The following is a 13,350-nucleotide window of genomic DNA, read 5'->3' as shown; positions in this document are numbered from 1 at the left end:
CCTGATTGACTGACAAAAGATACTGTCTCTAGTGTTGAAGTGACCGTCAGTTCTGGATTGTAGAAAATTGAAAAGGAAGTGGGAGTCCAGCACTCTAGAATTAGATACCACTCAAATTATAGAAACGCTGTGAAAAAAACTCCCGTCTCTACGATGCCTTGAAAGCCTGGCTAGGTCAAGGCGAAAACTGGGTACATCTCACTCATTTAACGACATGTCTATGGATGGTCGTTGCGCTGATTCATACCGGTGAAGTGAACCTAACGAAGTGGGCCAAGTATATTCCCTGCCGAGGGCAGTACGCGCAAAGTCGCCAACGTCGTATACGTCGCTGGCTCGGGAATCCACGCATCAATGTACATCGGTTGTACAAGCCAATCATTCAAGCTGCGTTGGCGAATTGGGAAGACGAGTGTCTGTATGTGAGCTTAGACACCACCCAGTTTTGGGATGAGTACTGTCTGATTCGGTTAGCCGTGGTTCACCGAGGACGCGCCCTCCCGTTGTCTTGGCGTGTGCTCAGGCATTCGAGTGCAACCGTTGCCTTCAGCGAGTATCACGAGATGTTAATGCATGCGGCTCGATACCTGCCGAAGGCCGTGAAGGTTGTTCTGCTGGCGGACCGAGGATGTATTCACACTGATGCAATGGAAGCCTTGGGCCAATTGGGTTGGCACTATCGCATTCGACTCAAGAGCAACACGTGGTTATGGCGCTCTACCGGAGGCTGGATACAAGCGACCTCAGTGCATCTGGCAGCTGGTGACGTGCGCTGTTTCCACACGGTTAAACTGCACAAGCGACAGTGGTATGGTCCAGTCCATGTCATCGTCGGTCGCAATCCTCTCAATGGCGAACTCTGGGTCGTTGTCAGTGATGAACCCACTACGCTCAAAACATTGCAGGAGTATGGCTTTCGCTTCGATATCGAGGAACTTTTCAAGGATGAGCAGTCCAGCGGTTGGAATTTGCAAAAGTCCGAGATTCGTTCGGTTTGTGACCTCTCACGTTTATGTTTCATCTTAGCGCTCGCGACACTTTACGTGACCGCGCAGGGCGTTGCTGTCGTTGAGTCAGGCAAGCGGAGATGGGTTGATACTCATTGGTTTCGCGGCAATAGTTATTTTCGTATTGGTCTCGATTGGATTCATGCGGCCTTACTCGATGGCTGGCAGCTAGTGAATCGTGTTTTATTCTCGTCTAACATCGACCCTGACCCGGCGATGGCCTCTCGCTGGCAGCATGAAAAACGCTCCTTTCAGTTTGAATTTCAGGTCTTTACTACTCTGTTCAATCCTGACTAAACTTTTGTCAGTCAATCAGCCATTTACCAATGCGTACCTTCCTACGGTGACCGGAATAGGTATGAGTTGTGATTGTGCTGGTCCCTGCTAAAATACTGGCCCCTATAAGCTAGGTCGGAATAGCTTGAACGAAAGCTATTGGCTAAACTTGGAAGGTATAGCGTAGCCGCATAATTTCACTGTCGGGCACATCGAATAATCAATTATGGAGAATCAAATGCAATGTGCGAAGTGCGGTTCAGAAAAAATTATGGAAGGCTTAAGCGTTTCAGATCGTATGTCTTCAACTGCTGTTGGCAATTTATCAATTGAGCTAAACGAACATCTAAAAAGCATAGGAATATTTGCCGCGCCTCCTAATATAAGAGTTCCTTTACATGCAAATGTTTGTGGAAATTGTGGCTACGTTGAACTTTTGATATCGGATTTGGAGGGACTCTGGGAAGTTTATTGTCGGTTTCGTGAAGCAGAAGAGTTAGCCAAAAATGCAGAAGAGTTAGCCAAGCGAGTAGCTGAAGATGAAGAGGAATTTGCTAAGCGAATAGCTGAAGAAGGAGAAGAAGAGTTTGTCAAATGGGTAGCTAAAGATCCTGCAAGATCCTATTTGTCAAGAAAAGAGCAACTCTCTCTTTATCGCAAGTCTCTTTCAGAACGTCTAATCAATGAATAATCCAGCATGACACCTCAAATCAAAGGATAGCTTTCATTATTTATACTGCCTTGAAATTATTGCTGGGGTAGTTAGAATTTGGGGAAACTGCGGAATAGTCATTAGCATAGGGCTGTTGCATGAAACCTAATTTACACAAGAGGCAACTAAAAGCCTGGAAAGATGATAGAGGCTTTGGCTTTATCAAACCGAATGACGGTGGCAGAGACGTTCTCTTACATAGCAGTGCGCTGAAGGGAACAGGTGGTCGCCGTCCAAAGGTTGGAGATACGATTTATATGAGCGAGTTGCTGCATCTAACGGCAAGCTACGTGCTGTCAGACCTCAATTCAAGGAGTTGAACCTCGACCTTTGTCAATAAGGGGTAAACAAAAGAAAAAAAGCTTACTTAAATCTGTTATCGGCATTGTCGTTCTGGGTGCTATTACACTTTTGACAATCCAGTTCACTCCTAGTCGTTCTCCCTCGCTAATAACATCTATCATAAAGCCAGAATGCACTATTAAAGGCAATATCTCAATTAATATGGGCAACAAGATTTATCATCTTCCAGGTATGGAAGATTACGAATCAACTGTTATCGATCTAACGAAGGGAGAGAGATGGCTTTGTACGGAGTCAGAAGCCATCGCAAATGGCTGGCGCAAAGCACCAAGGTAACCGTAGCAGCATCAGAGTAATAGACTACCCGACGCTAGCAATAATCTCTCCAATATCTTGAGGGGTTGCACCCGTTGCCAATATTGCCCGCAGTAGTAAGTCAATCGAGACCGAAGCATCACCATTTTCAGCTTTGGCAACCCGTGGTTGGCTAGAGCTAATCTTGATCGTACTTTGTCAAACGTTTTTGACAAGTCTCAATCACATTTTTCGGTGTTGTTCTGGTCGTTTTTGCAAAAACTTCAACAATTAAGACGGCATCGTCATCAATGCGGTAAATAATTCGCCTGTTTTTGTCAACATCTGTAATGCGTAGTTCATGACAGTGGTTACCTATACCAGGTATAGATCGTGAGTGGGGAAAACTATCCATCAATCCAGGCTTCGACTCCGCTCAGCCCTCACCTTCTCTAAATTAGCTGGTTGAGCGAAGTCGAAACCAGCGGTGTTAGGGACGTCTACTTTCGGCTATCTACTTAGTGCCCATCAAGGGTAGGTTCAAAATAGTATCTACCGAGCTTCAACACTATGTAGTCGATGCGGTTGACCAGATTGCTAGGATAAGACTAATGACTACCAAAATTGCCAAGTTAATAGGTTGCATAGAAGTAAGTCTTGAGGGAATACACAATGCAAAGCCAGAACATAAATTCAATTCAAGCCCGCTTCCAAAGCCGATTAGCGACTCTTGAGCATCTCTTGAAAACAGCTCAGACTCATTTTGGTGATGACGAAGCATTTCTGCAAAAGCGCATCATAGCCGATATGTTGCCTTTCGGTACACAGATTGCTTTTACCTGCAATCAACCCCGCAACTTTGCTCTCTGGTGTGATGATAAACCTGCGGATAATCTAGATCCAGAGGTCACATCTCTCGCACAGGCATATGAGCACATAGCAAATACCAAGGAACTTCTTTTAGGCATTAACGCCGAAGACACAAAGCTAGCTGAAATGACTCGCATTGACTTCGGCAAGACTTATATCGAACTGTCTGGTAGTGACTATGTGAATGAATTTCTAATGCCAAACTTTTACTTCCATATGGTCACGACTTACGACATTCTTCGTATGGCTGGCGTGCCAATTGGAAAACGAGATTACATGATGCACTTAGTACCATTAATCAGAAATAAATAGAGGTGCCCTGGATGCGCTAAAGCCGTTTAACAATTAAATCTGACAAAAATTGGAATTCAAGCCCTATGCATTCTCTAAATGAATTAATCTATCTAGCTGCCTTTGCTGGGTTCTCATTTTGGACTTGCTTTTTTATATCGGCTGTCGTGGTAGGAATCTTTCGTGAAGGTATTGATTCCCTCCCAACAGTATCTAGAAGTATAGGGATATACCTCAGTAGAGGATTAGCTTTGATGGTGGTTTTTGCTGCGGTGATATGGTTGCTGGTTAAAGTAATTGGTGTGCCTATCTACCTGTTTAGTGACATTTCATACGCACGAATTGCCTTACTAGCCGTATTCTGTGGTACAACTTCAAGCCTAATCAGTATTATGCTCCCTAATCTCTTTTTACAAGGGCTTCCCAAGAAGAAATAGAGCGGTTTAAGGTTCTCTTCTGTCCATAACTATTTGGGTACCTACAATGAAAACAATTGGGTTGATTGGCGGCATGAGTTGGGAATCTTCAATTGAGTACTACCGCATCATCAACGAAATAACTAAAAGCAAACTGGGCGGATTACACTCTGCTAAGAGCGTTATGTATTCTGTTGACTTTGCAGAAATTGAAGCCTTTCAACATCAAGGTCAGTGGCAAGAAGCCGCAGACTTAATGGTGTCAGCAGCACAAGGTCTTGAACGTGCAGGCGCAGATTTTGTCGTGCTTTGCACCAATACAATGCACAAACTCGCGGATGAGATTGAAGCCAATATTCAAGTTCCGTTTCTTCATATTGCCGATGCCACAGCTGAGAAGATTCACTCCTGCGGGATGCAAAAAATTGGTCTGTTAGGCACTCGGTTTACGATGGAGCAGGATTTCTATCGAGGGCGACTGGTCAATAAGCATGGGTTAGAGGTGCTCGTCCCTAATGAAAATGAACGAGAGTTTGTGCATCAAGTCATTTACAAAGAGTTGTGTCTTGGTATCATCAACCCGGAATCAAGGCATCAGTATATTGAGATCATTAATCGCTTAGTTAAATCAGGGGCAGAAGGTATTATTTTAGGCTGTACGGAGATTGAGTTACTAATTCAGACTGGAGATGCTGCGGTTGAAGTGTTTCCAACAACGAGAATTCATGCAGAAGCAGCGGTGAATAGAGCAATCGCTGTCTAACAATCCCGTTAGACAGCGATTGTTTCAATGCTCTTGATTAAGGCCGATCTATCCCACGGATGTGTTGAGAGTAACTCTCATTTCAATTTGCTAGACTATGCAAGTATGCTGATGCTTCACTGCAGCTAGCATTCGATTCAAAGTGTAGTTACTCCAGGCTAAATTAAAGATGGTAGACACTGAAGAATTGGCTGGCGAAAGTGCCCAATCGATGACTGCTGAACAGCTGGAATTATATGAGCGCCTGCAATCGTTTTCACTAGACCAAGAAGATGTGCAGCTGTCCTTTAGCAAACGGCTAGCACGCGATAATGGTTGGTCTATGCAATACGCTGGGCGGGCTGTTGATGAATACAAAAAGTTTGTTTTTTTAGCGATAGCTGCTGGTCATCCGGTCACTCCGTCAGACCAGGTGGATCAGGTTTGGCACCTGCACTTAACCTACACCCGCTCATACTGGGGAGACTTTTGCTCAAAAGTTTTGCAAACACCGCTGCATCATGACCCGACGCGGGGGGGTGATGATGAAAATGAGAAATTTTATGATTGGTATCGTAAAACATTAGAAAGCTATGAACAATTTTTTGAACAACAGCCGCCTGTAGACATTTGGCCTGCGCCAGAAGAACGCTTTGACCGTGATTTGCAATTTGTTCGCATTAATACCCAACAAAATTGGATATTACCAAAATTATTGCTGCAAAAAGGAGCAATAGCGAGTTTTGCAATTCTGTTCTCTTTGATACTCAGTGGTTACTACTTAAATAGTGTTGAAGGTCATTTTAATCCACCGGCAGTTGTTGGCCTCGCGGCTATCTTGGTGGCCTCTGGATTTGGGGCAATACGAATGGTTTCAGGTATTGTAGAGTTTATCAACAATCCTTCACGGCCTCGTATTGGTGGGGGGTGTAGCGGTATTGGGCTAATTGCCTGCGGTGGTTGGGATAGTGGTCACCACAGTGGCGGTGGCGGCGGCTGTGGCTCCTCAGGGTGCGGCGGTGGTGGCTGTGGCGGCAGCTAGTGGACTCTGAATTGTCTGCAAGGCCGCTATTACTGTGACATTGTTGCTCTTAGCTGTTGTTCAAGCTGTGATAGATCGAGGCTTAGTTCTTCTTGGAGAATATAGGTGGCTAATCCTCCACTTTCTTTATGTTCGTCAAGGATGCCAAGCAGCAGATGTTCTGGCTCAATGTGAGTGTGGTGACCTATTCCTTTGGCTTCATCTAACGCTAGCTCAATCACGCGTTTTGTTCTGCCAGTAAACGGTAGGGGTGAAGGATGCCATCCTGCCGGTGGCTGAGGACGTACCCCTAACCATTTTGTTACCAGGGGCTGAACGGCTGTAAAGGTGATCCCTGCTGTGTTCAAAACCTGGGTGGCTAGATTGGTGTCGTCTGCAAGCAGTCCCAGCAGTATGGCTTCTGTACCGATAAAATCAAAATAGATTTGAAGCATGGCGTCTTCTCCTAGCTGGAGGACATGCTGAGTTGCGGGGCTAAAGATTTTATCTCTGGGGATGAGTGATTCTGTTGTTTCGCCTAGGGTCAGCATCGAAACGGCCTTTAGCATATACTCAAAGGTGGCTGCATCCATTCGACCCCAGCTGACTGCTGTGGGTTCTTCTTGTTGCACCATCCGTGTCAGCGATGCATAAATACTGTGATCGCCTTGAATAAAAGATTTCATTCCTGCTAACCAGCGCCTTGCTAAGATGCGGACGTCAGGGCTATTAAAATCGGTGCCCTTATCCATCTCGGTGCGGATTTGAGAGAGCAAGGCCTGCCACTCGGTTTCATGTTCACTAAAACGTGTCTCAAGGACGGCTTGTTGTTCAGTTGTAAAGTATTGTCCAGACATAGAAATTGTCTCCATTGCTTCGATTAGGTTTTCAACCGCAACCGCGTGGGTGGTTTCGAGTTCCTGTGCGATCGCATTTAGCCGTTTAAGCAAGGTCCGCGACAAAGCGATTTGCTCTCGAACACGAGCACGATGCAGCTCAATCACCTGGGGTAAAGAGAATTCAGGACTTTGTAAACAATCACGGATCTCATCCAGGGAAAACCCCAGCTGTCGCAACGATAGAATTTGCTGAAGCTGAATAATATCCTGGCTATCATAAAATCGATGTCCAGCACTATTCCGATGGGACGGCGACAGCAGCCCAATCTGGTCATAGTAGTGCAGCGTCCGAATTGAAAGACCTGTTCTTTTGGCTAAATCGCCAATCTTCACAAGATCGGTCACGATGATCCCGACTCCTATAATCCACTAAAATGCGGTTGATGCGTTTATCCTAGAACCTGACGCTACGTTAGGTGCAAGGGCATTCTAATGATTTTTTGCCATGGCCAAGCCTCGGGATGATCGTAGTTCTCAATAATGGAGACACTTTTGCTACTGGCATAAGCAGTATAAAACCAGACAAAAAGGTAATCTTTGCAAATGTTTGAAACGCTTCAGGAACAGTGTTTTTAGCCATAGTGGAGGGAAACCGTATACGGTAGTGGCGGTGTGATTTTACCCCATCCTATGGGGGCATTCACCACCTGCATTGTTTCTTTGAGTTTGCGATTATGAATTTGTCGAACGAGAGAGACGCCACCCATGAAGACATCTGCACAGCAATCCATCATCGAAGGTTTACATAACTGGTATCGCAACGCTATCCGCAACTCTAAATATCGTTGGCTGGTTGTTTTTGGTAGTCTTCTCTACCTGGCTAGCCCTTTGGATATTTTACCGGATGTTGTGCCGATTATTGGCTGGCTGGATGATGGCATTATCGCCACGCTGTTAGTTACGGAAGTGTCTCAACTCTTGTTTGAGCAGGTGAATGCCTCAAAGAAAAAGAATCGTCAAGAGGCTGATGTTACCGATGCCGCCACCACAACTGAGCAGGTGGTTGATGTAGAGGCGGTAGCCGTTAGCTAATCCAGAGCTGTTGCAAGTTTGTCACACTGTTTTTTCACTGTTCACGTATTCAACTAAGGCACAGAATTATGACTAATACTCAAGTAATCAACGAAAACTTTCAGTCCATCAAATCAGAAGGTGGTCGTCGTACTCAAAAGATTGCCGATATCCTTAAGGCTGCTTTTTCTGAAGCGGTGACTGAAGTCAAAGAAGGTGCTACCACCGTTCGCCCCCTTGCTAAAGATCTAGCCGATCATGCTGCTCAAGTTGTTAAGGAAAGAGGTCAAGAAGCCTATGTGAATGCTAAACAGGCTGCTCAAGAGACAGCCACTGATGAGCAAGACATTATTGAGCGGTTTAAGCTCAAGCTGCAGGCGATTGTGAATGCGATTAAGGCTACCCTATTTAGCCGGGTCGAGCAGACTGAGGCGGTTACTCTCATCGAGCCGGAAACTGAGGATCAGTCTGTAGTCACTGTTGATTCTAGCGCGGCTTAATTTGACGGGATGTTATGCCTTTCCTGGAGTTTTGTTAGGTACGTAAACTTGGCGTTAGCCTCCCTTAGGGCTAGCGCTTTTTTTATGGGAAATATGGATAATGAAATTCTACGTTTCTGAATATGGGGATATTGGCGATACCCCCGTAGGGGCGTTGCATGCAACACCCCTACGGGGAGCGTTTATGTTTTGGCTAGTACTTCTTTTTGACGTTCCTTAATCTCCAGATGCACCAGCAGCGCGTTGATGTCTGCTGGGTTGACGCCGCCAATGCGAGTTGCCTGGCCAACGGTCAAAGGTCTCACCGCCGTTAGTTTTTCTCGGGCTTCCATTGAGAGAGTGTCAATGGTCATATAGTCGAGATTCTGGGGGAGTTTGCGGTTTTGTTGTTTGGCCACCTGGTCGATCTGGTTTTGCTGTCGCTGGATGTAGCCGGAGTATTTGATGTCGATTTCAGCGCCTTCTTTTTCGGCTCGGGTTAGTTCTGGATTACTCAAACCGTATTGTTCCAGATGGGTGTAATGGAATTTGGGGCGACGGAGCAGATCGGCAAGTGCGATCGCATCCTTGATTTTCTGCCCCGTATCCGCCACAATCTGCTGACCCACCGGCTCATGGGCCTTGACCCGAGTGCTGTGCAGCCGTTCTTTTTCCGTCGCAATATTGGCCTGCTTGCGGGTGTAGAGTTGCCAGCGCCGGTCATCAATCAGGCCAATTTCCCGACCTAAGGGCGTCAGCCGCTGGTCCGCATTATCGGAACGCAGAACTAGCCGATACTCCGACCGAGACGTTAGCATCCGGTAGGGCTCGCGCAAATCCTTCGTACATAGATCGTCAATCAGGGTGCCAATGTAGCTACCCTCACGGGGAAAGATAATCATCTCCTGGCCACGGCCATAGCGTACTGAGTTTACCCCGGCCACAAAGCCCTGAGCCGCAGCTTCTTCATAGCCGGTCGTGCCGTTAATCTGTCCGGCGCAGAATAGCCCCTCAATCTTTTTGGTCATCAGCGTAGGGAAACACTGAGTCGCTGGCAAATAGTCGTACTCCACCGCATAGGCGGGACGCAGCATACTGCAATTTTCCAACCCCGGCAAACTGCGCAGCATCGTTAGCTGAATACTTTCCGGCAGTCCGGTGGAAAACCCCTGTACATAAATCTCAGGAATTGTCCGACCCTCGGGTTCTAGAAAGATTTGGTGACTCTCTTTATCAGCAAAACGAACAATCTTGTCTTCGATACTTGGGCAGTAGCGCGGTCCCTTGGAATCTACCCAGCCTCCATAAATGGGCGACATGTGGAGATTCTCTTGGATAATGCGATGGGTTGCTGCCGTGGTCCGTGTCAGATGGCAGTCCATGGGCTCACGCTCGACCCACACGTCTGGGTCAAAACTAAACCAGCGTACGTCTGGATCGCTGGGCTGCTTCTCCAACACATCAAAATTAATCGTGCGGCGATCTACGCGAGCAGGGGTGCCAGTCTTCAACCGTCCGGTTTCAAAACCTAATTTATTCAGAGTTTCCGTGAGACCCACAGCGGCAAATTCACCCGCGCGACCCGCTGCCATTGACTTGTTGCCAACCCAGATCACACCGCCCAAAAACGTGCCGGTGGTGAGAATCACTGACTTACAGCGAAAGGCAACGCCAAAGTAGGTTTGTACACCGATGACTTCGTCGTTATTGCCCAAAATTAAATCTGTTGCCATCCCCTCGCGCAGTACCAGATTCTCCTGGTTTTCCACGATGGTTTTCATAATGGCGGCATATTCGCGTTTGTCGGTCTGGGCTCGCAGTGCCCACACCGCTGGACCCCGAGAATTATTTAGCACCCGCTTTTGGAGATAGGTGCGGTCGGCCATTTTGCCAATCTCGCCGCCGAGGGCATCCACCTCATGGGTCAGCTGCGACTTGGCTGGACCGCCCACTGCTGGATTACAAGGTTGCCAGGCAATTCTATCTAGGTTTAGTGTCAATAACAGCGTCCGCGCACCGAGCCGAGCTGCAGCCAGGGCTGCCTCACAGCCTGAATGTCCCGCACCGATGATGATGACATCAAATTCATCTAGAAACTCAACCGAGTTACTCATATGCCTACCTATCCAGCGTTATACATTCTAAACCCTCAGCTCAGCGGCGGTTAGATTTTGACATTGATGTGAGTAGAGTTAATCAATTGACAATTTTTAAATCCCACCTCTGGTATAGATTGATGTGGGGTTTGGAATCAGGTGCTTCTACGCCCTGAGGTCTTGAGTTTTATTGTCTCAAGGCCTCTGTTTAGTTGTCAGGGATCAGGATTTTATACGATCCAAAATGTTGTCTGCAGAAGGGTTCCATGGAATACCTGTACGGCGAAAGGTAGAACCTAGTACTCTGTGGCGTAAGTTTGCCCACTATCCAAGGTGGATGAGTGGATGAGTGGATGAAATAGCTGCCAATTTTCTGCCATCGGGCACTAGAAGAATTAACTGTTGCCAAAAATCTGACCGGGGCTGAGGTTCAATTCTGGAACGATAGCGGACTTTAGCGGTTCATTTGCTGTGAACACGGTGTCTTCGTATAGGCCATTGTCCCAGCAGCAGACAGTCACCTGGCGCAGCTCAGGATGTTGTTGGGTAGGAGAGAAGAGCCTCACAGCCCCTCTCCCCCCTCAGAACCGGACATGATAGTTTCCTCTCATCCGGCTCAAGCCTCCTGCAATCGAGAGGCAGCGGCTGCCTGTCCATGCACTTGCCTGTGACAGTGAGCATGTAAAAGTTCAAGATTCGCATTCGTATCCCGTCCTCCCAGTTTAACTGGATGAAGATGATGAGCATGGATACCTCCCCTTGGAGCGACCAACGCCTCACCACACTGGGGGCAGCGCCACTGTTGCCGCTGTGCCAGCTGATAATATTTGGAGCCTTTGGCCCAATACCGCTTGCCATGCTGCAATTGCCGCTGCAGCCAATAGTCGCGAAGGTTGGGGTTGTCCGGGGAAGCGGAGCCTTTAACTTTGATATGCCGGTGAATGGTCAACGAGTCCAATCGAAAGAGTGAAATCGTCTTCTGATGACCGGCCAAAGTTTGAATCGTCGCGGCGAATGCCCAGTGCCGATGGCCTAGGGTTTGGAAGTAGCGCTTGGCCACCCATGTTTTGGATTTATTGGGATGCCGTCTAAGACACCATCGCCAAATCGCTCTCCAAATCTGGTCATCCATCGCATTGAAGACTCGCTTGCTAACGACATGTCGGTAGTAGTGTCCCCATCCTTGTAACCGAGGATTGAGAAATCGAATCACGAATTCTGGCGGGGTGTGCAGATGGGCCTTGAGCCAAGCTCTGACCTCATGCAGTTTGGCGTTCACCTTGTCTGCTTGAGGTGTAATCAGGCACTTTCCCCGTCGCGATTGAATGTGAAATCCTAAGAAGTCGAAACCTTCATCCTTATGGATAATGCGAGTCTTCTGAGGATGCCATCGCAGTCCGCGCACCGCCAGCCAATCCTGGAGAATCGGAATCACCGCGTCAATGGCCTCTTTGCTGCGGGCCGTCACCAGAAAATCATCCGCGTAGCGAATGAAGCCATAGCGACTAACCTTGCGTTTCCCTCGTTTGCCCGAGGCAGGCACCCTATAGGGCTTGATATCATGGAACTGCTTGAGCAGGGCATCCATGCCATCGAGTGCAATGTTGGCCAAGAGTGGCGATATCACGCCACCTTGCGGCGTTCCCGCTGGGGTGGAATGAAACACGTCCGCTTCCATGTATCCTGCTTTCAACCATTGTTTTATCAGCTCTCGACCTGGGCATTGCCCAATCGCTTGCAGAATAAAGTCATGGCTGATGTTGTCGAATGCGCCTTGAATATCGGCATCTAACACCCAACTGTCGTGACCTTTGTTCAGACGAATCCACGTCTGGTCTATCGCATCTTGGCAACTGCGACCGGGGCGAAACCCGTAGCTGTTAGCCTCGAAGCGTGCTTCCCAAGACGGTTCCAATGCATTCTTAACCATCGCTTGCGCGACACGGTCTCGAATACAGGGAATGCCTAACGGGCGTTGTTTGCCGTTGGCTTTGGGGATATAGATCCGTTTGGCCGGGCGTACCTGCCCTAGGCTGTACACGTGCATCTGATGGACCAGTTTTACCCGGTGGTCCGGCGTTAAAACCGTTTGACCATCAATGCCTGCGGTGGTTCGTCCGGCGTTGAGTTCACTTACTCGTCGCACTGACCACAACAGATTTGTGTAGCTGCGCAGCATCAGTTTCATCAAGCTTCTCACCCGATTCCACTGGTGTTTCTCGGTCGCCTGATAAATTCGCTGTCTCAGGTTCCGCACACGTTTGTTAATGCTCTTCCAATCTAAGGAAGACCAGTCCGTTAACGGTGGCTTTGCTCCGATGTCGTTGCCGACTCTATCTTTCACAAAGATTAGGTTCCCTTACGTTGGTTTATCAGTTGAGACCCCCTGGAAGTCAGCACCCTTTCAGGTCAAGGTAACGTTTGAACCTCTATCTGCGGCATTACCCACAGCGTTCGCTTTCTCCAGATTCCTTTACCCGCTGGGTCTCTCGGCATTCCTTACGGTTTGCTTACTTTGATAGGTCAATCCCCTCAAAGAACCCATCGGGTTTACCGTGTTCCGCACCTATGAGAGTCAACTGTTTCGGGTTCCATCTATATTCCGGTGGGAGTGCGAATTCTTCACTATCAACTGATCGACTTTGATAGCTCACCCACTTACCTTTTGGTCAGAGTGTTTCAGCCTCTTTCACTCGGCTACTGTAACGAAACGTATGATGATTCACTGGCGTTAACCCTTAACAGTCTTCGTCTTGCATTCCCACCGGTTGGAGGCTATCAGTGGTCTTGCTTTCGTGCCTTGCATTCCATTGCGTTCATTACTTACTAACAACGTAGGCAGAGTCAGTGACTCCGTTACGTGACGATGGGGAGAAGAACATCCCCAGAGAGGACGACCTCTCACTCAATAAGTGCAACTTTCACGTCGCACC

Annotated in this window: 16 protein-coding genes; 10 read left to right on the top strand and 6 right to left on the bottom strand. The window is 47.8% G+C overall.

The genetic code is table 11. The annotated features are described in order from the left end of the window. The first annotated feature begins 158 nt into the window (after positions 1–158). From N836_RS77755 to N836_RS78280, 4 genes are all read left to right on the top strand, one after another. Positions 159–1,304, top strand: a complete 1,146-nt coding sequence (locus N836_RS77755) for a transposase (RefSeq protein ID WP_152532018.1) — start codon at positions 159–161, stop codon at positions 1,302–1,304. Between the two features lie 205 nt (positions 1,305–1,509). After that, positions 1,510–1,974 (top strand): hypothetical protein, encoded by a 465-nt coding sequence (locus N836_RS73915; protein WP_152532286.1) that lies wholly within the window; start codon positions 1,510–1,512, stop codon positions 1,972–1,974. Between the two features lie 119 nt (positions 1,975–2,093). After that, a complete protein-coding gene (locus N836_RS78285) occupies positions 2,094–2,315 on the top strand; it encodes a cold-shock protein (protein WP_023076227.1) in 222 nt (73 codons plus the stop codon). 184 nt (positions 2,316–2,499) lie between these two features. Further along, entirely contained in the window at positions 2,500–2,634 is a 135-nt protein-coding gene (locus N836_RS78280) for a sunset domain-containing protein (protein ID WP_442785781.1), read from the top strand. 157 nt (positions 2,635–2,791) lie between these two features. Here the strand turns inward: N836_RS78280 and N836_RS77265 are convergent, their stop codons facing one another. After that, entirely contained in the window at positions 2,792–3,007 is a 216-nt protein-coding gene (locus N836_RS77265) for a type II toxin-antitoxin system RelE/ParE family toxin (protein ID WP_023076225.1), read from the bottom strand. A gap of 257 nt (positions 3,008–3,264) precedes the next feature. Between N836_RS77265 and N836_RS68205 the strand changes: the two genes are divergently transcribed. From N836_RS68205 to N836_RS68190, 4 genes are all read left to right on the top strand, one after another. After that, a complete protein-coding gene (locus tag N836_RS68205; RefSeq protein ID WP_023076224.1) occupies positions 3,265–3,774 on the top strand; it encodes a DUF1993 domain-containing protein in 510 nt (169 codons plus the stop codon). Between the two features lie 65 nt (positions 3,775–3,839). Continuing rightward, positions 3,840–4,190, top strand: coding sequence for a hypothetical protein (locus N836_RS68200; protein ID WP_023076223.1), 351 nt, complete (start codon positions 3,840–3,842; stop codon positions 4,188–4,190). A 46-nt stretch (positions 4,191–4,236) separates the two neighbouring features. Then, positions 4,237–4,932: an aspartate/glutamate racemase family protein gene (locus tag N836_RS68195; protein ID WP_023076222.1), complete on the top strand. Its 696-nt coding sequence runs from the start codon at positions 4,237–4,239 to the stop codon at positions 4,930–4,932. 169 nt (positions 4,933–5,101) lie between these two features. Beyond that, a complete protein-coding gene (locus N836_RS68190) occupies positions 5,102–5,953 on the top strand; it encodes a glycine-rich domain-containing protein (RefSeq protein ID WP_023076221.1) in 852 nt (283 codons plus the stop codon). A 29-nt stretch (positions 5,954–5,982) separates the two neighbouring features. On the opposite strand, the gene N836_RS68185 is transcribed toward N836_RS68190, so the two are convergent. Together N836_RS68185 and N836_RS77990 are read right to left on the bottom strand one after the other, a co-directional pair. Beyond that, positions 5,983–7,176, bottom strand: coding sequence for a MerR family transcriptional regulator (locus tag N836_RS68185; protein ID WP_023076220.1), 1,194 nt, complete (start codon positions 7,174–7,176; stop codon positions 5,983–5,985). Between the two features lie 227 nt (positions 7,177–7,403). Then, entirely contained in the window at positions 7,404–7,538 is a 135-nt protein-coding gene (locus N836_RS77990; RefSeq protein WP_268744347.1) for a hypothetical protein, read from the bottom strand. On the opposite strand from N836_RS77990, the gene N836_RS68180 reads away from it, so the two are divergent. Further along, positions 7,537–7,863: a YkvA family protein gene (locus N836_RS68180; protein ID WP_023076219.1), complete on the top strand. Its 327-nt coding sequence runs from the start codon at positions 7,537–7,539 to the stop codon at positions 7,861–7,863. The two genes, N836_RS77990 and N836_RS68180, sit on opposite strands and share 2 nt — an antisense overlap. Positions 7,864–7,931: 68 nt before the next feature. Further along, on the top strand, positions 7,932–8,342 hold the full coding sequence (locus N836_RS68175; protein ID WP_023076218.1) for a hypothetical protein: 411 nt from the start codon (positions 7,932–7,934) through the stop codon (positions 8,340–8,342). A gap of 182 nt (positions 8,343–8,524) precedes the next feature. On the opposite strand, the gene mnmG is transcribed toward N836_RS68175, so the two are convergent. The 3 genes from mnmG to ltrA form a co-directional block, all read right to left on the bottom strand. Further along, positions 8,525–10,435 carry a tRNA uridine-5-carboxymethylaminomethyl(34) synthesis enzyme MnmG gene (gene mnmG, locus N836_RS68170; protein WP_023076217.1) on the bottom strand — a complete coding sequence of 637 codons (1,911 nt, stop codon included), beginning with the start codon at positions 10,433–10,435 and terminating at the stop codon, positions 8,525–8,527. Between the two features lie 377 nt (positions 10,436–10,812). Beyond that, positions 10,813–10,983: a hypothetical protein gene (locus N836_RS76785; RefSeq protein WP_161635048.1), complete on the bottom strand. Its 171-nt coding sequence runs from the start codon at positions 10,981–10,983 to the stop codon at positions 10,813–10,815. A 50-nt stretch (positions 10,984–11,033) separates the two neighbouring features. Next, entirely contained in the window at positions 11,034–12,761 is a 1,728-nt protein-coding gene (gene ltrA / locus N836_RS68165) for a group II intron reverse transcriptase/maturase (protein ID WP_031291219.1), read from the bottom strand. Between the last annotated feature and the right edge of the window lie 589 nt (positions 12,762–13,350).

The organism is Leptolyngbya sp. Heron Island J, assembly GCF_000482245.1.
Classification (GTDB): Bacteria; Cyanobacteriota; Cyanobacteriia; order Phormidesmidales; family Phormidesmidaceae; genus Leptothoe.
Note: the sequence above shows the minus strand (reverse complement) of the source record. Positions and strands in the feature narration are given on the sequence as shown.

Bases quoted from the DNA above. Each gene is read 5' to 3' on its own strand.
- N836_RS73915 (WP_152532286.1), top strand. From the start codon at position 1,510: ATGGAGAATCAAATGCAATGTGCGAAGTGCGGTTCAGAAAAAATTATG.
- N836_RS78285 (WP_023076227.1), top strand. From the start codon at position 2,094: ATGAAACCTAATTTACACAAGAGGCAACTAAAAGCCTGGAAAGATGAT.
- N836_RS78280 (WP_442785781.1), top strand. From the start codon at position 2,500: ATGGGCAACAAGATTTATCATCTTCCAGGTATGGAAGATTACGAATCA.
- N836_RS77265 (WP_023076225.1), bottom strand. From the start codon at position 3,007: ATGGATAGTTTTCCCCACTCACGATCTATACCTGGTATAGGTAACCAC.
- N836_RS68205 (WP_023076224.1), top strand. From the start codon at position 3,265: ATGCAAAGCCAGAACATAAATTCAATTCAAGCCCGCTTCCAAAGCCGA.
- N836_RS68200 (WP_023076223.1), top strand. From the start codon at position 3,840: ATGCATTCTCTAAATGAATTAATCTATCTAGCTGCCTTTGCTGGGTTC.
- N836_RS68195 (WP_023076222.1), top strand. From the start codon at position 4,237: ATGAAAACAATTGGGTTGATTGGCGGCATGAGTTGGGAATCTTCAATT.
- N836_RS68190 (WP_023076221.1), top strand. From the start codon at position 5,102: ATGGTAGACACTGAAGAATTGGCTGGCGAAAGTGCCCAATCGATGACT.
- N836_RS68180 (WP_023076219.1), top strand. From the start codon at position 7,537: ATGAAGACATCTGCACAGCAATCCATCATCGAAGGTTTACATAACTGG.
- N836_RS77990 (WP_268744347.1), bottom strand. From the start codon at position 7,538: ATGGGTGGCGTCTCTCTCGTTCGACAAATTCATAATCGCAAACTCAAA.
- N836_RS68175 (WP_023076218.1), top strand. From the start codon at position 7,932: ATGACTAATACTCAAGTAATCAACGAAAACTTTCAGTCCATCAAATCA.
- mnmG (WP_023076217.1), bottom strand. From the start codon at position 10,435: ATGAGTAACTCGGTTGAGTTTCTAGATGAATTTGATGTCATCATCATC.